Source organism: Candidatus Sulfurimonas baltica (assembly GCF_015265455.1).
Classification (GTDB): Bacteria; Campylobacterota; Campylobacteria; order Campylobacterales; family Sulfurimonadaceae; genus Sulfurimonas; species Sulfurimonas baltica.
The window spans coordinates 2,011,214-2,033,038 of sequence record NZ_CP054492.1; the positions used below are offsets into that span (position 1 = coordinate 2,011,214).

Annotated in this window: 23 protein-coding genes; 13 read left to right on the plus strand and 10 right to left on the minus strand. The window is 34.3% G+C overall.

Annotated elements, in window-relative coordinates; genetic code table 11:
* The first annotated feature begins 130 nt into the window (after positions 1-130).
* Together grpE and dnaK are read left to right on the plus strand one after the other, a co-directional pair.
* A complete protein-coding gene (gene grpE / locus HUE88_RS10095; protein WP_194368668.1) occupies positions 131-700 on the plus strand; it encodes a nucleotide exchange factor GrpE in 570 nt (189 codons plus the stop codon).
* A gap of 187 nt (positions 701-887) precedes the next feature.
* Complete coding sequence (gene dnaK / locus HUE88_RS10100; protein WP_194368670.1) at positions 888-2,774, plus strand: molecular chaperone DnaK; 1,887 nt, start codon at positions 888-890, stop codon at positions 2,772-2,774.
* A gap of 61 nt (positions 2,775-2,835) precedes the next feature.
* Here dnaK and HUE88_RS10105 read toward each other — a convergent pair whose 3' ends face one another.
* Genes HUE88_RS10105 through HUE88_RS10140 form a run of 8 tightly spaced genes read right to left on the minus strand, consistent with a single transcriptional unit; the run spans position 2,836 to position 9,551 of the window.
* Positions 2,836-3,303: a phosphate-starvation-inducible PsiE family protein gene (locus HUE88_RS10105; RefSeq protein ID WP_194368672.1), complete on the minus strand. Its 468-nt coding sequence runs from the start codon at positions 3,301-3,303 to the stop codon at positions 2,836-2,838.
* A gap of 27 nt (positions 3,304-3,330) precedes the next feature.
* Positions 3,331-4,197, minus strand: a complete 867-nt coding sequence (locus HUE88_RS10110; RefSeq protein WP_194368675.1) for a universal stress protein — start codon at positions 4,195-4,197, stop codon at positions 3,331-3,333.
* Positions 4,198-4,223: 26 nt separating this feature from the next.
* The gene (locus HUE88_RS10115) at positions 4,224-5,558 is read right to left on the minus strand and encodes a diguanylate cyclase (protein ID WP_194368677.1); all 1,335 of its coding nucleotides are present in this window, start codon (positions 5,556-5,558) and stop codon (positions 4,224-4,226) included.
* A gap of 13 nt (positions 5,559-5,571) precedes the next feature.
* Complete coding sequence (gene folP, locus HUE88_RS10120; protein ID WP_194368679.1) at positions 5,572-6,714, minus strand: dihydropteroate synthase; 1,143 nt, start codon at positions 6,712-6,714, stop codon at positions 5,572-5,574.
* Positions 6,704-7,330 (minus strand): DNA polymerase III subunit delta', encoded by a 627-nt coding sequence (locus HUE88_RS10125; RefSeq protein ID WP_194368681.1) that lies wholly within the window; start codon positions 7,328-7,330, stop codon positions 6,704-6,706. Before HUE88_RS10125 ends, folP begins: the two co-directional genes overlap by 11 nt.
* A complete protein-coding gene (locus HUE88_RS10130) occupies positions 7,317-7,865 on the minus strand; it encodes a HobA family DNA replication regulator (RefSeq protein WP_194368684.1) in 549 nt (182 codons plus the stop codon). The genes HUE88_RS10125 and HUE88_RS10130 overlap by 14 nt, the downstream gene beginning before the upstream one ends.
* Positions 7,866-7,868: 3 nt before the next feature.
* The gene (locus HUE88_RS10135; protein WP_194368686.1) at positions 7,869-9,080 is read right to left on the minus strand and encodes an aspartate kinase; all 1,212 of its coding nucleotides are present in this window, start codon (positions 9,078-9,080) and stop codon (positions 7,869-7,871) included.
* Entirely contained in the window at positions 9,081-9,551 is a 471-nt protein-coding gene (locus HUE88_RS10140; RefSeq protein ID WP_194368688.1) for an RNA pyrophosphohydrolase, read from the minus strand.
* Positions 9,552-9,710: 159 nt separating this feature from the next.
* On the opposite strand from HUE88_RS10140, the gene HUE88_RS10145 reads away from it, so the two are divergent.
* The 6 genes from HUE88_RS10145 (at position 9,711) to queA (ending at position 14,757) form a co-directional block, all read left to right on the plus strand.
* Positions 9,711-10,094 (plus strand): PAS domain-containing protein, encoded by a 384-nt coding sequence (locus tag HUE88_RS10145; protein ID WP_194368690.1) that lies wholly within the window; start codon positions 9,711-9,713, stop codon positions 10,092-10,094.
* Positions 10,095-10,105: 11 nt separating this feature from the next.
* Positions 10,106-11,227, plus strand: coding sequence for a methyl-accepting chemotaxis protein (locus HUE88_RS14170; protein WP_430733189.1), 1,122 nt, complete (start codon positions 10,106-10,108; stop codon positions 11,225-11,227).
* Positions 11,228-11,260: 33 nt separating this feature from the next.
* A complete protein-coding gene (hemW, locus tag HUE88_RS10155; RefSeq protein WP_194368692.1) occupies positions 11,261-12,313 on the plus strand; it encodes a radical SAM family heme chaperone HemW in 1,053 nt (350 codons plus the stop codon).
* Between the two features lie 63 nt (positions 12,314-12,376).
* Positions 12,377-12,796 (plus strand): Sec-independent protein translocase protein TatB, encoded by a 420-nt coding sequence (gene tatB / locus HUE88_RS10160; RefSeq protein WP_194368694.1) that lies wholly within the window; start codon positions 12,377-12,379, stop codon positions 12,794-12,796.
* Positions 12,789-13,628: a twin-arginine translocase subunit TatC gene (gene tatC, locus HUE88_RS10165; protein WP_194368696.1), complete on the plus strand. Its 840-nt coding sequence runs from the start codon at positions 12,789-12,791 to the stop codon at positions 13,626-13,628. The genes tatB and tatC overlap by 8 nt, the downstream gene beginning before the upstream one ends.
* A gap of 79 nt (positions 13,629-13,707) precedes the next feature.
* On the plus strand, positions 13,708-14,757 hold the full coding sequence (gene queA / locus HUE88_RS10170) for a tRNA preQ1(34) S-adenosylmethionine ribosyltransferase-isomerase QueA (RefSeq protein ID WP_194368698.1): 1,050 nt from the start codon (positions 13,708-13,710) through the stop codon (positions 14,755-14,757).
* A gap of 109 nt (positions 14,758-14,866) precedes the next feature.
* Here the strand turns inward: queA and HUE88_RS10175 are convergent, their stop codons facing one another.
* Together HUE88_RS10175 and HUE88_RS10180 are read right to left on the minus strand one after the other, a co-directional pair.
* A complete protein-coding gene (locus HUE88_RS10175) occupies positions 14,867-15,646 on the minus strand; it encodes a DNA-processing protein DprA (RefSeq protein ID WP_194368700.1) in 780 nt (259 codons plus the stop codon).
* Between the two features lies 1 nt (position 15,647).
* The gene (locus HUE88_RS10180; protein ID WP_194368702.1) at positions 15,648-16,676 is read right to left on the minus strand and encodes a divergent polysaccharide deacetylase family protein; all 1,029 of its coding nucleotides are present in this window, start codon (positions 16,674-16,676) and stop codon (positions 15,648-15,650) included.
* A 270-nt stretch (positions 16,677-16,946) separates the two neighbouring features.
* Here HUE88_RS10180 and rpsF point away from each other — a divergent pair, with 270 nt between their 5' ends.
* From rpsF to HUE88_RS10205, 5 genes are all read left to right on the plus strand, one after another.
* Entirely contained in the window at positions 16,947-17,354 is a 408-nt protein-coding gene (gene rpsF / locus HUE88_RS10185; protein ID WP_194368704.1) for a 30S ribosomal protein S6, read from the plus strand.
* A gap of 32 nt (positions 17,355-17,386) precedes the next feature.
* A complete protein-coding gene (locus tag HUE88_RS10190; protein WP_194368706.1) occupies positions 17,387-17,923 on the plus strand; it encodes a single-stranded DNA-binding protein in 537 nt (178 codons plus the stop codon).
* Positions 17,924-17,948: 25 nt separating this feature from the next.
* Entirely contained in the window at positions 17,949-18,212 is a 264-nt protein-coding gene (gene rpsR, locus HUE88_RS10195; RefSeq protein ID WP_194368709.1) for a 30S ribosomal protein S18, read from the plus strand.
* Positions 18,213-18,465: 253 nt separating this feature from the next.
* Entirely contained in the window at positions 18,466-19,995 is a 1,530-nt protein-coding gene (locus HUE88_RS10200; protein WP_194368711.1) for a carbon-nitrogen hydrolase family protein, read from the plus strand.
* A 116-nt stretch (positions 19,996-20,111) separates the two neighbouring features.
* Positions 20,112-21,824, plus strand: coding sequence for a hypothetical protein (locus HUE88_RS10205; RefSeq protein ID WP_194368713.1), 1,713 nt, complete (start codon positions 20,112-20,114; stop codon positions 21,822-21,824).
* The last annotated feature ends 1 nt before the right edge of the window (position 21,825 follow it).

Here is a 21,825-nt window from a genome sequence, read left to right on the forward strand (position 1 = left end):
TGCCAAGGCCAACACTTGATATAATAAGACTAAACTTTATTAAGCAACATGACTAAATGTACACTTGACATTGTTACACTCAATATGTATAATGTTGGTAGATTTTTAGAAAAGGAGTACTTTAACAACTATGTCAAAATCAAATGATGAAGAATCACAAAACGAACCTCTGATTAATGAAGAGGAAGATACTGAGATAAATAAAGCTGAGTCCGAAGCAGAGGCAGAAGCTGAGGCAGTCGAAAATGAGTTTGATCTTTTACAAGAGGAACTTATAGCTCTTAAAGACAAATATGCGCGTGTACATGCTGACTTTGATAATATCAAGAAAAGACTCGAGCGGGAAAAATATACAGCGGTAGAATACTCGAATGAGAAGTTTGCCAAAGATATGATACCTGTAATGGATGCACTTCAAATGGCACTATCTTCTACAGCAAGTGTAGCGGACCCGGTGGAACATTATGAAAAACTAAAAGAGGGTATAGAACTTACACTCAAGCAGTTTACAACATCTTTAGAGAAGCATGGTGTTACTATGGTTTCACACGATGAACCGTTTGATCCAAACATCCACAACGCTATTCAAAGTGTAGATAGTGAAGATGTTGAGTCTGGACAAATAGTTCAAACTTTTCAAACTGGTTATAAATATAAAGAGAGACCACTGCGTGAAGCTATGGTTATAGTTGCGAATTAATAAAAATACATTCCCAAGCTAAGCATGGGAACAAAAAAACAAGTTAGACAAAATATGATGCAATAGCATCTAACTTTAGTCGCCTTAACGGCGCAAGCGGAGTGAAAGGGACTAGTTCCTTTCACGGACTAATAGATGGAGCGAATGAATTTGCTTCATTTTATGAAATAAAATTAAGGAAATTATAATGAGTAAAGTAATTGGTATAGATTTAGGAACAACAAATTCATGTGTAGCAGTTTACGAGGGTGGTGAAGCGAAAATCATCCCAAACAAAGAGGGTAAAAATACTACTCCATCAGTAGTAGCATTTACAGATAAAGGTGAAGTTTTAGTTGGAGATCCTGCAAAGCGTCAAGCTATCACAAACCCAAACAAGACTATCTCTTCAATCAAGAGAATTATGGGTCTTATGATGAGTGAAGAGAATGCTAAAGCGGCTCACGATAAAGTAACTTACAACATAGTAGATAAAGATGGAATGGCTGCTGTTGATGTAGCTGGTAAAATCTACACTCCACAAGAGATTTCTGCTAAGATTCTTTCTAAACTAAAAGAAGATGCTGAAGCTTATCTAGGTTCAACTGTAACTGATGCAGTTATCACAGTTCCGGCATACTTTAATGATGCACAGAGAAAAGCAACAAAAGACGCAGGTACTATTGCCGGTCTTAATGTTCTTCGTATTATAAATGAGCCAACTGCTTCTGCACTTGCTTATGGTTTAGAGAGTAAAGCTGAAGAGAATGTACTTGTATACGACCTTGGTGGTGGAACATTTGATGTTACTGTTTTAGAGATCTCTGACGGTACTTTTGAAGTTCTTTCAACTGATGGTAATGCATTTTTAGGTGGTGATGATTTTGATAATAAAATCGTTGATTTTTTAAATGCTGAGTTCAAAAATACACACGGTATAGATCTTAAAAATGACAAAATGGCTCTACAACGTCTAAAAGATGCTGCTGAAAATGCTAAAAAAGAGTTAAGCTCATCTACTGAAACAGAGATAAACCTACCGTTTATCACTATGACAGAAGCTGGACCTCAACATCTTGTTATTAAACTTACTCGTGCTAAATTTGAAGGTATGATTGAAAAATTAGTAGAAGAGACTATCGACCATATCAAAACAGCTATGAAAGAGTCTGGCTTACAAAACAGTGATATCAAAGAGATTATCATGGTTGGTGGTTCAATTCGTGTACCAAAAGCTCAAGAGATGGTTTCAGCATACTTTGGCGGCAAAACACTTAACAAAAGTGTAAATCCTGACGAAGTTGTTGCTGCTGGTGCTGCTATTCAAGGTGGTGTTCTTAGAGGAGATGTTAAAGATGTTCTTCTTTTAGATGTTACTCCATTATCACTTGGTATTGAGACTTTAGGTGGAGTTATGACTAAAATTATTGAAAAAGGTACAACTATTCCTGTTAAAAAATCTCAAGTTTTCTCAACTGCAGAAGACAACCAGCCAGCTGTTAGTATTTCAGTAGGTCAAGGCGAGAGAGAATTCGCTAAAGATAACAAATCTTTAGGTCTATTTGAACTAGGTAATATTGCAGCAGCTCCAAGAGGTGTTCCACAAATCGAAGTAACTTTTGACATCGATGCAAACGGTATTTTAACTGTTAGCTCGACTGATAAAGGTACTGGTAAATCTCAATCAATCACCATCTCTGGATCATCAGGGTTAAGCGAAGAAGAGATCAATAAAATGGTTCAAGATGCTGAAGAGCATAAGGCTGAAGATTCAAAAAGAAAAGAGTTAGTTGATCTTAAAAATCAGGCTGATGCACTGATTGCTCAAACTGAAAAATCTTTAGGTGAGATTGGCGATAAGATAAGTGCTGAAGAGAAAGTAGCAATCGAAACTGCAGTAACTGAATTAAAAGATACTCTAAAAGATGGGTCTGCAACTAAAGAGCAAATTGAAGAAAAAGTAAAAGTATTAACTGAAGCTTCTCATAAAATGGCTGAGCAGATGTACAAAAAAGAAGAAGGCGCAGAAGCTGGTGAAGCTGACCAAAAAAAGAAGAAAAATGACGAAGATGTTATAGACGCTGAAATAGAATAATTTACTACTTGAATGCGAAATGGGCACGTTCCATTTCGCAATTACTATAATCACAACACCCTTATTTTCTTTCGTCTGTTAATCTTTCCTTATGATGCTTCCCTATAAGATAATAGGTAATACCCAGAGCTAAAACAACTGATGCTGTTGCAAAAATATACATGTAGGTAACAGTTTCAAAATCAATAATAATTACTTTTCTAGCAATTGCCATCAAAGCTGTTGCAATAACTAGTTTTAGTGGAACAACATCTGTTCTTAAATACAAAACAATATTTTGATAAATTTCTATTGCAATAAGGACAGCAAGAAAAGCAGCAAATGTTTTAAATATATCTGAAATTCCAAGTAGCATAAATGGCGGGCTTGATAAGTGTTCATAAAGCACATAAACAACATCAGCAACACCCCAAAAGATTACAAGCACCATCAGTACTGCCAATATTTTTACGGCTACTTTTATAATTTTATGTAAAAAAGCGATTAAAGCGTCTTCGTGTTCTGTTGGTAACTCTTCATGTTTTTCCATCGTATCCCCTTTAAGTAAAATATCTTATTATTTATTCAGAGGGATGTAAATAAGAACATCCGATAAAGTCTTTCTTAGTAAATAAGTTGCTGTTGAGCTCAAAAAAGAGCCGGCTATATCAGATCCACTTGAACCAATAACAATAAGGTCACTTTTTTTATTTTTTATATACTCCAATAAACTCTTATCTATGGATGATGAGCTTTTAATAATATCAAGTTTTTTTATTCCCACATCTTGTTTAAAAATATCTGCATGTGGACGACCAAGAAATTCTTGATTATTTACACTTTTTTCTGATCCTATTTTATAATAGTTTATTGTTAAATCATCTAAATCTTTATAAGCATGTAACAGAGATATAGGTGAAGATTTAAATGCTATTTGTGCAAATAAGACACTTTTTTTTGATGAGTCAGAAAAGTTTGTTGTTGCTAAAATATTTTTATAGCTGCCCTCTACATTATTTTTAACAACTAAAACAGGGTATCCACCCTCTTGTGCTATTTTTTGTGATGTTGACCCAAGGTAATATTCTTCAATTTTTGCTTTTGAGGTAGAACCAATAACTACTAAATCAGCTTTAATTTTTTCTGCTATATGTATTACTTGTTCAACAGCATCTCCTATAGTTATATGAACTATATATTTAACGCCTTTATACAAATTTAGTGCATCAATTTTGTTGAGTGTCTCTTTTTTTATAGCATCTTTATCGAACTCGCGCTTTAAAAATTCAGATGTTATCTCTATGTCCATAACCGGTATATCTATAGCATAAACAAAGTGTAGTTGCGCGTTAGTTTCTCTCGCTATTAAAAGGGCTCTTTTTATAACTTCCTCATCTAAAGTTGTCATGTGAATTGCAGCTAATATAGTTTTTAAATCTCTCATAATTTTTCCTTATGTTAAATACTGGTTTATAAATCTGACTCCGTTTTAACACAATTTCTTCCAGAGCTTTTAGCTAAATACAGAGCTTTATCTGCTCTTTCAACAACACTCTCCATACTATCACCCTCTATTACCTGTGAGACTCCAAAACTGGCACTTATTTTACCAATAACTCCTAAATCTAGTTCTTGTATGTATATTCTTAATTTTTCTGCCAAGTATACACCCTTCTCTAGACTTGCAGTTGGAAGAAGAATAACAAACTCCTCTCCTCCCCATCTACAAATAATATCTAAATTTCTTAAGGTTTTTAACAGTGAATGAGAGACTTGAATAAGAACTTTATCACCGGCATTATGACCAAAATTATCATTTATTTTTTTAAAATAGTCTATATCCAAAATTATCAAAGACATATCATTCTCTCTTTGTGTCATCGATGCATATGATGAGAGAAAAAGTTCACTAAACTTATGACGATTGTATAATCCGGTCAAAGAGTCTGTTGAAGCCATCTCCGCATATTCTCTGTTTTTATTTTCCAGCATTGAGTTTATCTCTGTAAGCTCTTCATGATACTCTTTCATAAGCATAGCCCATCTTGAGTATGTCAAAGATATTAGTTCTTTTTGTGAAACTATTCCAACTAAAAGCCCTTCATCATCAACAACTACGACTCTTTTATAATGCATTTGTTTTATAAAATCAAGAGCCTCTTTAATAGAAGCGCTTTTGTTTATAGTATTAACCGGTGATGACATATATGTACTAATAGGCAAATCAAGCTTTTTACTATCTTTTATTAGTTTCATAACATCTTTTGTTGTTAATATACCAAGAGGCCTTGAATCTTCAACAACAATTACATTATCGAATGAGCTTGAAGTCATTTCGCTGAGTAATGTAGATGTTTTATCATCTTTATTTACCCACTTCATTCTACTGCCAAGTCTTAAAAGATCATGTAGACGGTAGTTATCCATAAGTGTATCTGGATCAATATTGCTTGTAATATCAGTATGAGTAACTAATCCATATAACGAGCCATCTTCATTTGTTACACATATATACTCTACACTGCCATTTAAAAATTCTATTGTATCTAAGACATTTTTATATCTATTTATCGTAGGAACTATTGATAATTTAAAATCTTTTATTGGAGCTTCTAAATCTATGTTTTTAGATTGTATGTTTAAAATATCAACAACAGTCAAAATACGAAAAACATCATTATCTTTTATTATTATATTTCTATGTCCGTTCTTAAACATCATCTCTATCGCATCTGACATTGAACTTTTAACATCAATAAATATTACCGATTTACTTGCTATGTCTCCGATTATTGGAAATTTCATATATATATGCCCTTTAAATACTATCTATTGCTCGTTGAACTTTTATAGCTTGTATGTGCTCTTTTACATCATGAACACGGAGCATAGAAGCCCCATTTTTAACCGCTTCTAAATGCAAAGCCAAGCTTCCAGCAAGCCTATCATTCGGTAAAGAGGATGAAATTTTATCTATCATTGACTTTCTTGAAGCACCTACTAATATAGGTTTGTTTAGAGTTAAAAAGTGTTCTAAATGCTTAATCAATATAAGATTGTCTTCTAGAGTTTTACCAAATCCAATCCCTATATCGACAATAATATCGTTTACTCCAAAAGATTCAACTTTTTTAATTCTATTTTCCAAGAATAAGTAAACGTCACTTAAAATATCTTCATATTGAGGATTCTTCTGCATTGTTTGAGGAGAACCCTGCATATGCATTATAACGGCAGTAGCATTGTAGGATGCGCAAAGTTTACAGACCTCATCATTTTCTAAACCTGTAATATCATTAACTATTTTAAAACCGCCATCAAGGGCATAGGAGATTACCTTTGGCTCATAGCTGTCGATGCTAAACTTTACTTTTTCATAAAGTTTCTCTTTTTTAATCACATCAATTATTGGTTTTACTCTTCTTAGCTCTTCGTCACTCTCTACATGTAAAGAGTTTGGAGCAGATGAAACCCCGCCGATATCTATAATTTGCGCGCCATCTTCTATCATCTGCTCTATTTTATTTATTGCATCACTTCCATTAAATCTAGAACCAGAAAAAAAGCTATCGTCGTTAGCATTTATTACACCCATAACATCTACATGTAAAGGCTTTACAACTTTTAATATATCTTGCAGTTTACTAGCCAGTTCTTTTAGTCCAAAGGGCTGAGCCAACTCTTTTTTACTAAGAGTTTTCAACTGAGCAGTTGTAGCGATGAGAATACAATCTACATGTGGAGTTTTAGCGATGACTGTCCCACGAGGCACGGCCAAGTCAGCTCCTATGCTGAGAGCATCTTGTTTTAGTATATTTGCACCGCCTACATGTAGCTCTTTTATATAGATAATATGATGTGACATCTTTGAAGAGAGTATGTTCACTCCGCCGCTGTCTACTCCAAGATTGTTTAAATACTTTTTAGCATCAATAGAGTTTGATAGTTTATTAACCTGCATTTTTATCTCCTACAAAACTCATCAGTATAAGAGCTAGCACACTTTGTGGTCTTGAGTTTAGCTCTAAAAGCCTATATGCTCTATCAAAATTATCTAGTTGAGAGATTGAGAGTATCAACATATCTACGACAGTAGCACGATAGTAAAGTGCTTCAACTAGAGTTTTAGCATCTGATTTTGTTATTCTGGCATTGGCTTTTAAAAACGCAAAAACTTCTGCATAGTCAATCTTTGCAAGATTTAGTTCTATATTTTGCACGCTGTGAATTATTTTACCTTTTACAATAGGTAATCTTGAGCGAACTGTTGGAAGCAGATTTGATTTTGTAGGGGAGATAATTATAAACTCTATATTTTTTGGAGGTTCTTCTAAAACCTTTAGAAGTGAATTTTGTGCAACGTTAGTGAAACTTGATGAGCCTATAATAATATATTTAGTTTGAGCTTCACTTATATAAGCTTCGGCCACAACAGCTTTTGCATGTTCTATCTTAAAGTCATCTTCTATAAAACCTACAACACGGTTTGGCTTAAGTTCTTGAGATAGCCTTTCAAACTCTGCTTGTATCTCTGTAGAGATTAATATGTACCCTTTTTTAGATTCATGAATTAACATCTACCTCTCCAAACATCGCTGAATTTAGAGATGCATCAAAAAGACGGTAAAGCTGCAATAGCTTAATATCAAGAGACTTGTCATATGACCTTAGATTAAAAGCATTTAGGTAATCTTCATCAAAAATCCAAAAATAGCTGTTGTCTTTTCTTTTGGCTATATCTGCTCTTTTATCATCACCTTTGCCAATGTACCAAAAAAAATAGTCCTGCTTATGTGAAAGTGAAATCATATCTTCGACAACATTTATCATCTCACTACCGCTTACGCCATTGTAGTGTTTGTACATGCTGTCAATACTGATAATAGGGATAAGCGGGCGCTCCTGTCTTTCTCCATTAATCAAACAAAGTATATAGGTCTCTAACCATTTTCTATTTCTATCGGTTATTAAAATAATTGTTTTGCCGTTTAATATTTGTTCCAAGGCTTGCGAAGTTGTCGTTGCCCAGTCAAATCTCTGCTCTTCCAACCAACTAAAACTACTACCTTCTTCCCTAATGGTATCTAAGCTCCACTGTGCAAAATCTTGCATTTATTATTTATCTAACTCGTACGCGTTGTGAAGACTTCTAACAGCAAGTTCTGCATACTTTTCATCTATAATCATAGAGACTTTTATCTCTGATGTTGAAATCATATTTATATTTATATTTTCTGCTGCCATAGCCGAAAATGCTTTAGCTGCTACGCCTGCATGTGACTTCATTCCGACACCAACCACAGAAACCTTACAAATCTTTTCGTTGTAAGAGTCATCTTTAATCTCACCACTTTTAATAAATGCATGCACAACAGTTTTTGCATCATGCAAATCACCTTTTGGTACTGTAAAGTCTATGTTCGTTGTATCGTCATGTCCTTTATTTTGAATGATCATATCTATGTTCACTTCTGCCTTAGCCAATTTATTAAATATTTCTGAAGCGATTCCAGGTCTGTCTGCCACGCCCATTAAAGAGATACGAGCCTGGTCTTTATCTAGTGCGATTCCGCTTACTAAAGGTTTTTCCATAATATTTTCTTCCTTAGTTATTAATGTCCCCTCTTCGTTTGAGAAGCTTGTTCTTGTTACTAAATTTACATTTAATTTTTTTGCTAATTCTACTGATCGATTCTGAAGCACTTTCGCACCTAAACTTGCTAACTCCAACATCTCATCATATGAGATTATGTCAAGTTTTTTTGCTTTTGGTTCTATGCGAGGGTCCGTTGTGTAAATGCCACTAACATCTGTGTATATCTCGCATAAATCTGCTTTAATAGCTCCAGCAATTGCAACTGCACTCAAATCGCTTCCCCCGCGACCGAGAGTTGTTACATCACCATTTTCGTTTACACCCTGAAAACCAGCAACTACAATAATTTTACCCTCTTTGATAGCACTATTCATAGCATCTGGGTTTATCTCTTCTATTCGAGCTTTGGTGTGAATACTATCTGTCACAATCCCAGCTTTTCTTCCACTCATCGCAACTGATGCGAACCCCATCTCATTGAGCGCAATAGAGAGGAGTGAAGCTGTCACTCTCTCCCCTGAACTTAGCAACATATCCATCTCAGCTCTTGATGGATTGGATGAAAAATGCTCAGCATACCCCACCAGCTTATTTGTCTCGCCACTCATAGCAGAAACAACTACAACCACGTCATGTCCAGCTTTTTTAGTCTCAGCTACACGATTAGCTACATTTTGTATGCGACTCAAATCACCCACACTCGTTCCACCAAATTTTTGCACTATCAGCATCTACAAAAACCCCTCATTTTTAAAAAATTTTATTACAACTTCATACACATTCTGCTTAAAACTAGCACTCAACTCTAAAACCTCATCTATATCTACAAACTTATAGTCACTAAATTCCGGATGAGAAGTATTTATATCGATTATTGCGCTTTTTTTTAATTTAACTAAAAAATATCTCTGTTTTTGCCCAACATAAGGCTTCATATTTTCAGCAATTCTTGGAGGAAAATCATAGGAAATCCACTCCGGGTACTCCGAAACTATCTTAACTTTATTAGTTCCAATCTCCTCCTCAAGTTCACGGAAAAGAGCCTCTTGAACCTCTTCCCCCTCATCAATCCCACCTTGAGGAAACTGCCAAACATCGCGTAAGTCATTTCTCTGTGCCAAAAAGATCTCTTTTTTTTGAGGATAATTATTTGAAACAATTATCATTGCAACATTTGGACGATATAAATCTTTTTTACTCATAAAAGCACCTGCGTAATAATTAAGGCGATTATACATAATATGCGATTAAAATAAACTAATTCTTTTCTTTATTATTTTTTAAAAATAATTTTTTCATACTTTAACAAAGATAAAGTACAATATAATGTCGAAATTTATATTTATGGAGAGTTTACTAAGATGCAGGAATATGTATTAAAATCAAATGATTTTTTAGTATCGCAGACAGATGCGAAGGGGAATATACTTTTTGCCAATGATGATTTTTGCAAAGTTGCAGGGTATACGCTAGAGGAGCTGATCGGCAAGCCGCACAACATTGTAAGACATCCGGATATGCCAAAGGCTGCTTTCAAGTCCTTATGGGAAACAGTAAAAAATGGTAAAGTGTGGACTGGTTATGTAAAAAACAGAACCAAAGATGGTGGATTTTACTGGGTATATGCAACAGTATTTTCCTCTATCGACCCGCAAACAAAGCAACAAACATATCTCTCTTGCAGAAGAAAGCCTTCAAAAAACGAGATAGAAGAAATTGAAAAACACTATAAAACTTTAAAATAGGAAATTGCCTTATGAATATTAACACAACACAAAAAAACATCGTACTAGCTGTGCTTTTCGCCATGCTTATGGCCTCTTTATTTTTAACTGATTCATCCATAATTCAAGCAGTTATAGTTGCAATAACTTTTATAGCAGCAGTTATTTTAAACTCTGCAGTAACTTCAGCTAGTTCTACAGAGCTAAACAAAAAAAGATTAGAATTAGTTGAAGTAATGAAGTTTGAAAGAAACAAAGTAGAGATAAATAAAAACGCTACAGATGAAGCTGAACTAAACTTCAATGAGATAGTAACTAGTTATCAAAATTCTGTACTAGAAGATACAAAAATTGCCGGTGAAATGGTGCTTTTAGCAGACAAGATCTCTAAAGGGCATTATAACTGCAGGGTTATTTCTGACAGTAAAACACCCTATGTGCATGTACTTAGAAACAGCATGAATAATATGATTGATGCTTCTGAGAAAAATCTTGACAATGCGATAGCAACTCTTCAAAAGTTCTCAGACGGTTCTTTTACATCAAGAAGCGAGGTAAACGTTGAAGCTAAAATGGCAGCCTTGCTTAACAATATAAACAGCCTTGGTGAAGCACTTCAAGGGATGGAAGAAGAAAATATAAACAAACAAAACCAAATTGTAAAAACTTCCAATGAGTTGAATAAAACTATTGAAGAGCTGACAAACAGCACGATTGCAGATTTAAAAAACATGATTCACACAACTGTAGGCAGAATACACACCGTTTCTCAAAAAGAGAATGAGATGGTTGATAATCTTCAGACTCTTGTCTCAAATGCTAATGAGACAAAGGCAATTTTGGCAACTATTGGCGATATAGCAGACCAAACTAATTTACTTGCATTGAATGCCGCTATAGAAGCAGCCCGTGCCGGCGAACATGGACGTGGATTTGCGGTTGTTGCTGATGAAGTCAGAAAACTGGCTGAAAGAACACAAAAAAGTTTAGCTGAGACTTCAGCAACCACAAATGTATTAATTCAATCTATTTCTGAGACTTCTGAGTCACTAAATTCTAATGCTAGTGAAGTAAATGATATTTCAGACGAAGTTAGCCTCATTAGTAATAAAATGGATGAGATTATTGAAACTCTAAACAGTGTTTCAAAATAAAATATAAACTAACACTTTAACAAATGAGGAAAGATGCTACTCTATATTCACATTCCATTTTGTGATTCAAAATGTTCTTATTGTGCATTTAACTCATATGTTGACAAGTTTCATCTCAAACAACAGTACATGAAAGCCCTCTCTGTTCAGCTAGATTATGAACTAAAAAGGTTTAATGTCCAAGAAAAAGAGATAGAGTCTGTTTTTATAGGTGGCGGTACACCATCAACTATAGAGCCTAGCTTATATAAGAATATTTTTAAAGTTATAAACCCATATTTAAAACCTGACATAGAAATAACCTCCGAAGCCAATCCTAACAGTGCAACACCGGAGTGGCTAAAAGGGATGTACGACCTTGGCATAAACCGCTTAAGCTTTGGTGTGCAGAGTTTTAACAAAGATAAACTCAAACTTCTTAATCGTGCCCATACAAAGACCCAAGCTATAGAAGCAGTTAAAAATGCCAAAGATATCGGTTTTAAAAACATTTCTCTGGATTTAATATATGCAACCCTTGGCGATACGAAAGAGCTATTGTCAAACGATATAAAAACTGCTTTTTCTTTACCAATAAACCACTTAAGCGCTTATGCTTTAACAATAGAAGAGGGAACTCCTTTTGAGTTAAAACCTCACATGTCAAAAGAGACTATTAAACTTACAAAATGGCTTTTTAAAGAGTTGCAAGATAGCGGCTTAAAGCAATACGAGATAAGTAATTTTGGCTCATACGCAAGTTCCCATAACCTCGGCTACTGGAAATATAAAGACTATATAGGATTAGGAAGCGGCGCCGTTGGAAAGCTTGATTTGCAAAGATTTTATCCTACTTGTGATTTAGAGAATTACATTATAAATCCACTTGATATAAAAATAGAAATATTAACTCCCGAAGACAAAAAAATTGAACAAATATTTTTAGGACTTCGCTCTTGCATTGGTGTTAATGAAAATATTTTAAATAAAAATGAGCTAGCAAAAGCGAATCTTTTACTCAATGAGGAGAAGTTAACTTTTAAAAATGGCACTTTTTACAACATAGATTATCTTTTAGCTGATGAGATTACACTGTTTATATCGTAATTTAATTATTCTTTAGATAAACTCCTACCTTTAAATAAAAGTTTATAATTCAGAGGATATTTTATGTTTGGTATGGGTTTTACAGAGATAATGATTATTGCTGTTATCGCCATCTTGTTTCTTGGTCCGGATAAGCTACCAAGTGCTATGGTTGAGATAGCAAAATTTTTAAGAAGTGCTAAAAATACTATTGGCTCAATGAAAGAGTCTCTAGAAGAAGAGTTGCATGTTAAAGAGATGAAAGAAGAAGCTCTTTCATATAAAAAAGAGTTGCTTGATGCAAGCAACAAAGTAAAAAGTGCAACCGACATTAAAAGTATGGCTGCAAAATTAACAACACTAGATGATGATGATTCACATTCGGATGATGGCTTCTTTGATAAACCAAAAGATACTACTCAAGCAACGCAAAATAAACCAGAAGAAGTAACTCTTGTAAAGAAAAAAAAGAGTGACACCATAAAAGAAGATACAGATGTTTGATGAAATAAAGCCCCACTTAGTTGAGCTAAGAAAAAGACTAGGCATATCAGTTGCTAGCCTTATTGTTATGTTTTTTGTTATGTTTTACTTTCATGAACCAATCTTAAACTGGATGGTTGAACCACTAAACAATGCGCTAATAGAAGTTGGTAAAAAATCTATAGCGGATGCTGCTAGCGGTGTCAACTACGCAGTAGATGGCAAGGTAACAACCAGTCAAATTGGCGGTGCTTTTTTCGTTGCGCTAAAAGTTTCTTTCTTTGCTGCTATTGTAGGTGCTTTGCCAATCATTCTAGCTCAAATCTGGATGTTTATTGCTCCTGCTCTGTATGCTAATGAAAAAAAGATGATTATCCCTTTTATTCTAGGTGGAACAATCATGTTTGCTCTAGGAGTTTTATTTGCATACTATGTTGTTACACCTTTTGGCTTTGATTTTTTAATTACCTTTGGTAGTTTCAAGTTTACTCCACTTATTAATATAGAAGATTATGTTGGTTTTTTCACAAAAATTATGTTTGGTTTTGGAATAGCTTTTGAACTCCCTATTTTTGCATATTTTCTAGCTTTACTAGGTATGATCGATGATAGAATGATGAGAGATTTTTTCAAATACGCAGTAGTTATCATATTTATTGTTGCAGCGATGCTAACACCTCCTGATGTACTAACGCAGCTACTAATGGCTGGACCGCTTGTGATTCTTTACGGTTTTTCTATTCTTATTGTTAGAGTAGTAAACCCTGCCCCGCCTCTTGAAGAAGAGGATGAGAATGAAGAAGAAGTAGACTTATTTGATGAGCTTAAAGCAATAAACAAAGATTTAGACTAAAAGAATGAATCCAAGCCAGATTCAAAAATTCATTTGTTTGAAGAGCAAAAATAAGATGTGTGATACAGGCAAAATATAGATGTCTCAAAAAGAATACTTAACCTCCAGCTATAACTTCACACTTCCTAGTGAACTTATAGCTACTCACCCAGCCTCACCCAGAGACAGCGCTAAACTTTTGGTATACAACAGAGCTACAGATGAAATTACACATTCTGTTTTCTCTGATTTTGAAAAGTTTATTCCCAAAAAATGTGCACTTATATTTAATGATACGAAGGTTATAAAAGCCAGACTTTTTGGCAAAAAGTCAAGCGGCGGTAAACTTGAACTGCTTATAAACAGAGCACTCAATGCCCATGATGTGAATGTGTACATACGAGGAAAAGTAAAAATAGATTCTAAAATTTTCTTTACAGATGAAACAAAAAATATTTGTAAAAATTTAGTTGCACAAGTAAAAGAGTTAAATGATGACGGAAGCAGAGTTGTCCATTTTTTTAGTGATGATAAACTCCTAAGGTTTGAAGAATTACTTCCTATTATAGACAAGATTGGTCATGTACCGCTACCTCCATATATTCAAAGAGAAGACAACAAAGAGGATGAGAGTGAGTACCAAAGCGTATTTGCAGTGAATGAGGGAGCAGTTGCTGCACCAACTGCATCTTTACACTTTACACATGAGCAACACAAAAGAGTTTGTTCAGCATTTGATCACGCTTTTGTAACTCTACATGTAGGAAGCGGAACCTTCAAGCCTGTTGAAGCAGAGACCATAACAGACCACCCAATGCACTCAGAATATTATGATATTTCAGACAAAGCAAAAAAGTTACTCGATTCTGATATACCAATACTCAGTGTTGGAACAACTTCAACAAGAACCATAGAGTTTTATGCGAGGAATACATCTATGCAAAGAGGAGAGGCCAACCTCTTTTTACACCCAAACAACAAACCGTTAAGAGTAAATCATCTACTTACAAATTTTCATCTTCCAAAATCAACTTTACTTATGTTAGTTGCATCTTTCGTAGGTGTAGACAAGGCTCAAGAACTCTATAGAGTCGCTATAGAAAACAAGTATAGATTTTACTCCTATGGCGATGCCATGCTTATAATTTAATTGGACCTTCTGATTAAATTATAAACTTGACTTGGAATCTAATTGGTAATCGTTCGGTAGCTTTAAATTTACAATTTTATAAAAAACAAAAGGGTTGCTTACAAAAAAATTAAGTTAAAAAAAGTAGTCCATTTCTAATCTCAATATCACCGTTTAGTTCAGCTTCAAAAACTCTGCTGGGATATTTCTTTAGAGCGTCATCGTAAGTTGGATTATTGTTACAAAATTCTAAAAAATCGTCTATTTTATTCTCTACATGTATACCTTTACATGTAGAAAATCTCGCTGCAAATTCATCTATATCGTAAATCAGTTTTGCCTTATTATCCTTAAGCAGTCTATTTGTAGCTTCACTCTCACCTAGTCGTTGGGGAAGAACATAAATCTCTTTCCCCATCTTTAAAGCAAACTCAACACTTCTCATGGTTCCACTACCCAGCTCAGCCTCACCAACAACCAAAACATCGCCAAGCGCCACAACAAGCTCATTTCTTACAACAAAGCTCCAAGGAGTCGCCAAAAAACCTGAATCAAATTGACTCAGTAAAAGTCCATTGTTTTTTATATCGTTTAGTAAGTTTTTATTCACCGCTGGATATCTAATGTCAACACCGCACGGCAATACAGATATAGTGTGCAAAGCTCCAGCTCCACTATGAGCAACAGCATCAATACCCATAGCTCCTCCACTAACAACACATATCCCATTTTTAGCCAATTGAGATGCTAGTTTTTGAATCATAAAGCGGGAGTATTTAGTAGGTCTTCGACTTCCAACAATTGAGATTTTGGTTCGCTTTAAAAGTTCAAGATTTCCATCATAAAAAAGCTGGTTTGGATAGCTTTTCATGCACGAAAGCTCTTCAATTTTATCTTCAACTATATTCATTTTAATACAGTCTATCTATAAGGACTAGCTCAACATCCTCAAAAAGTTTTTTTGATTCACTCAGTGCCATAATTGTATTTGCATGTGGATGTCCTATGGCTATGGCAGTTCCATGTACTTTTGCTACTTTTATCGCTTCTTTAATCTGCTTTTTGACGTATTCTTTTTCCAATTCATGATCTAAAAATATATCTCTGGCCATATATTTTTTTCCATAATTTTTCATAACAACAGGTACTTTTGTTGAAGCGATAGTTCTGCTGTCTATAAAGTCTATATTTTGTTTTTTCAGGGCATAGATTAGTTTATTTACAGCTAATTCGTTAGATGTAAATTTGCTTCCTGTGTGATTGTTTATATATTTCACGTTTGGAAACAGTTTCTTTATACTTGCAATTCTTTGAGAAATCTTTGTCTGCGAATCAGCAACTCTTAAAGTAAATGGCTCCTCTTTTGTAAAGCTCTTAGCTTCCATAGGCAAATGAACCATATAAAAATTTTCATGTGAAGCTAGTATTGCCGAGTTAGGTCTAAACTCACTTGGTGGCAGAAAAGACATGGTAAGTGGTAAATTTAGACTCTTAATTGCGTTCACATGTGACTTTACACTCACATCGTCTATAATAATCGCCAACTTTGGTTTTGTAAAAACTATTTTTGCCTCTCTCTCTGGCGCATTGGGTAAAGTTTCATCATCATATTCATGTGACGCACTGATGTGCTTCACGCTGATTTCTGGTTCTTTATCTAGCTTTTTCTCCTCATCTTTTTTCAACACCTCTTTAAGACGACTGCTTACGCTGCTTTTATCTTTTTGTGCACTAACAGCCTCAAGCTTTCTAAGCATCTCCAATTTTTTTTTATCTTTTCTTAGCTCTTTTTTTACCATTTTATCTTTGGCTTCTTCATAACCTATGTAGTACCCTGCTATAAGAGAACCTAAGATTATTGCTATTACTGCCAAGGTCCACGCTGTGTACATTAAAATATTTGAACTTTTTTTAGAACTTTTATTTTTTCTTTTTCTCATTAAGTTTAAATCCTACTTCTGTCTTTTATTATAAAACTATATCTAAAAAGTAAACTCATTTAGATTAATATGGCATATTGACATATATTCATATTTCTACATCAAGCAAAAATAGATAATTACAAATTAAGTATATTTTATGTATAATCCCGCGTTCCTTTCTCTTTGTATCATTACATTAAATGATATATTTATGATCCGAAAGGGAAACAAAAGCTTACATGTACGTTATGTATAAATGTAAACAAAATACCAAAGGGAGTTTACTCTATGAGAAATTACGAAAACCTAGTAATCGTAAAACCGACACTAACAGCAGAAGAAATTCAAGCTAGCATTACTGCTATCGAAGAAGTTATCACTTCTAACGGTGGCGAAATTGCCACAACAGACGCAATGGGTATGAGAAAATTAGCATATTCTATTGATAAAAATGAGCGTGGATACTTCCATGTTATCTACTATTCAGTTGCTCCATCAGCAATTACTGAAATTGAGAGACGCTTTCGCATTAATGAAGATATTCTTCGTTTTGTTACTATCAAGTATGATACTAACCGTGAAGTAGTAGCTTTTAATCAACTAGTGCAAAAAGCTCAAAAGAAAGCAGCAGCGCCTGCTAAAGTTGAAGCAGAAGCTGAAGTAACAGCAGAAGCTGAAGTAGCAGTAGCAGAGTAATTGGCAATAGCCTAAACAAATAAGGAATATTCATGTATAACAAAGTTATTATGGTTGGAAACTTAACTCGCGATATCGAACTTAGATACTCTCAAGGCGGAATGGGGATAGCAACTACTTCTCTAGCAACAAGCCGAAAATTCACTACCAATGGTGAGAAAAAAGAGGAAGTCTGTTTTGTAGATATCACATTCTTTGCAAGAAGCGCGGAGATTGCTAACCAATACCTTAGAAAAGGGAGTAAAATCCTAGTTGAAGGTAGACTTAACTTTGATCAATGGGTAGATCAAAATGGACAGAAACGCTCTAAGCATACCGTAGTTGTTGAGACTATGCAGATGTTAGATTCTAAAGGTGACAACCAAGGTGGCGGTAGTAATTATCAAGCACCTCAAGGTCAACAGAATCAGCCTCAGCAGCAACAAAGTTATCAACAACCGAGCTATCAGCAGCAGCCACAAAGCTATCAACAGCCGGCTCAGCAAAATGCTAATGCTTACTCTAAGCAAATGCCAAGTAGCGACTCTGTTCCAGTGATTGACATAGATGAAGATGAAATTCCGTTTTAGAAATTAGATAACAAAAGGAAGTAACATGGCAGAAAGAAGAAAATACAAAAAAAGATTTTGTAAATATTGTGAATCAAAAGTAGATTTCATGGATTATAAAGATGTAGGAGCACTACGTTTTTCACTTTCAGAGAGATATAAAATCATGCCTCGTCGTTTAACAGGTAACTGTAAACGTCACCAAGACATGATATCAACAGTTATTAAAAGAGCTCGTGCAGCAGCATTAGTTCCATATACTGTAACTCGTAAAACAGTTGTAACTGCACCATTCGAAAACCTTAGATAGGTTTTTACAAATCCCCTTTTCTGGGGACTAACTCAGCTTCCCTCTTAGTTTAAATAACTTTTAGTAAACATTCATTTCAACAATATCAACATTCTTTCGACCTCTTCATCCCAAACATTACTAGCAAAATTTACACTTGCAAATCATCTATCTTATAACGTTATTAAGCTATAATCCTTAGTCAAAAAATTTATATATTGACTTATCTTTAAACTTTAAAATAATGAAAATTTGTAGAAATAGTTGGAGACATATGGAAACGCAGATAAAAGAAAACATTGAGTTAAAATATCTAAGCATGGATGATTATCAAGAGTTAAAAGAGGTTATGCTCTTATCATATGAGACTATGCCCGACGCTTATTGGAAAGAGCATCAATTTAAATCATTGATTGATAAATTTCCAGAGGGTCAGATTATTATAAAAATTGATGGTGAAATAGCCGGATGTGCATTATCAATTATAGTAAAGTATGATGAATTTGCAAATCATCACACATATCAAGAAATAACAGGTAACTATACTTTTGATACGCATACAGACAAGGGAGATATACTTTACGGAATTGATGTCTTTGTCAAACCTAAATTTAGGGGTCTTAGACTAGGAAGGCGTTTGTACGATTACAGAAAAGAGTTATGTGAAAAGTTAAATCTTAAAGGGATTGCTTTTGGTGGTAGAATTCCAAACTATCACAAATATGAAAATGAATTTTCACCAAAAGAGTATATTGAAAAGGTAAAAAGAAAGGAGATTCACGATCCTGTACTCAATTTTCAAATATCAAATGATTTTCACCCATCAAAAATATTAAAAGGGTATTTAGAAGTGGATCAAGCATCTGGTGAGTTTGCAGTTTTACTAGAATGGGATAATATCTATTATGAAAAACCAAGTAAGATAACGTCAGCAAAGAAAAAAATAGTTCGCTTGGGCTTGATTCAATGGCAAATGAGACCTTATAAAAATCTAGCAGAGTTAATTCAGCAAGCTGAATATTTCATAGATACTGTTTCAGGATATCGTTCAGATTTTGCGTTGTTTCCGGAATTTTTCAATGCACCTTTGATGGCTGAGAACAATCACCTCTCAGAGCCTGCAGCAATTCGAGAATTGGCGAAACACACACATGATATTATTCAAAAATTTTCAGAGTTTGCTATATCATACAACATTAACATTATCTCTGGAAGTATGCCTGAGATAAAAGATGGTCACTTATACAATGTCGGTTATTTATGCAGACGCGATGGGACAATTGATCGTTACGAGAAAATACATGTAACACCGGATGAGGTAAAAATATGGGGGATGCAGGGTGGTCATGAGATAAAAACTTTTGATACGGACTGTGGAAAAATCGGGGTGCTAATCTGTTACGATTCTGAATTTCCTGAGCTCAGCAGACTCCTTGCAGAAGATGGAATGGACATATTATTTGTCCCTTTTTTAACAGACACACAAAACGGCTATTCAAGAGTAAGACATTGCTCCCAGGCAAGAGCTATTGAGAATGAATGTTATGTTGCTATTGCAGGAAGCGTGGGGAATCTACCTAATGTACACAATATGGATATGCAGTTCGCTCAGTCTATGGTCTTTACTCCTTGTGATTTTGCTTTTCCAACAAATGGGATAAAAGCGGAAGCTACGCCAAATACGGAAATGGTTTTAATAGCCGATGTTGACATAGACCTTTTAACGGAGCTACATGAATTTGGAAGTGTCAAAAACTTAAAAGATAGAAGAAAAGATATATATGAAGTAAAGAGAACAACTTAGCAACTTCGAAGATATCAAGTCTATATCTTCGTATGCAGAGGTTTTTCTCTGCTCTTGGTCACTTACTATTGATTTAGGAATATTTTTTGCTATCAGAATAGTAAAAAAGTACTCACATGCACTATATTTTAACAATTATCCTACTCGTAACCTCCATATATGCAAAAGCAAAAGAGTTCTCTGTAGTCATAGATGAGCCATTCAATAATTCTCTACTTGATGTAACAGAGAATCATGACCGCACCGTTAGTGCTGTAGGATTCGTAAAAACACAAAACAATATTACCTCAAAAAAGGGGACTACATACACTAATGCATTTGATTATTTATCATCTATCTCAAATACTCATGGCTCTCAAATACATTTAGTAAAAGTTGATAATCAGGCGAATATCACACTGAGAAAGTCTGTAAAGCTTCAAAATTTCAACGAACCTGTTTCAATACTTAAAACACCAGAAGATGGGCACTATATAGGCGGTTACACGCTTGATGGCTCATTATTAATTCTCAAACTTGACCAAAATGGCAATACTATTTTTACAAAAGTATTTGGGACAAGCAATTATGACAAAATGAGTAATCTTGTATTGCTTAAAGACGGTGGTGTTCTGGCTATCGGCTCTTCAGCAACAACAAGATCACAAAATGACAAACTCTTTGAGAGTGGACTTGGTCTTAATGATATATTTATAAGTAGATTTTCAAAAGACGGTGCCAAGCTCTGGAGCAAGAAATTTGGGACTGAGCATGATGATAAAGGAGTGGACGCGGTAGAAGCTAATGACGGCTCTATTGTTGTTTTGAGTCAAACAAATTATGATAGATTCAAAAACATCTCTATTATGAGATTAACAGAGAATGGGGATAAAACCTGGCTACATCATTACAAAAATGAAAAGCTTACTACTCCATACAAAATTATTAAACTCAAAAACAATAACTTTGTTGTATCTTTGAGTCAAGAAGATGAGATGCATAAACAGCAGATAAGGCTTATAAAATTTGATATACAAAAAAATATTTTACTTGACAAAACAATCCATACAACATATGCTAGTGCACTAAGAGATATAAAAGAGTATTCGGACTCGAAACTAATTGGGGTTGGATATGTAAGTGATACATATAACAGAGATGGTCTAGCAATGCTTTTAGATAGCGAGTTTAATATGCTCCAGCAAGAGCACTTCGGTGAAGAGAACTACGATGAGTTTAGTGCGGTTAAAATCTTGCATAACTCTCAAGCTGTTGCCGTTGGAGTACATACAGATAAAGAGTCTCAAGAGTCTAACATGTGGCTAGTAAAGCTCAACAAAGATATTTCAATAGCTCAAATCGCACCTAAAGTAACTGATTTTTATAAAGAGTTATGTAGAGTATTCAAAGATGAGATTAAATCCCACAAACTAACTATTAAAGAAGATTTATCAATTAGGTTTATTGATAAAAATTTATATTTTAAAACCGCACAATATATACTAACTGAAGATCAAGAAAAATTTTTAAATATATTTGCTAAAAAACTTTTTCCTTTTTTATATGCTCACAAAGTGTTTATTAATACATTAGAGATTAATGGTCATACATCAAGCGAATGGGCAGAAACAAACTTTACAAGCAACTATTTGCTAAATGAAAAGTTATCAATGAATCGCTCATATCACACTCTTGCCTACATGTTTAAAAATCAAGACATAGAGACTCAAAACTGGCTATCAAGTATAATTAAAGGTAGTGGGCTTAGCTATTCAAAGAGAGTAATGTTTGATGAAAAAGAAGATAAAGAAAAATCAAGAAGAGTCTCCTTCAAGATTATTCTAAAGTAGT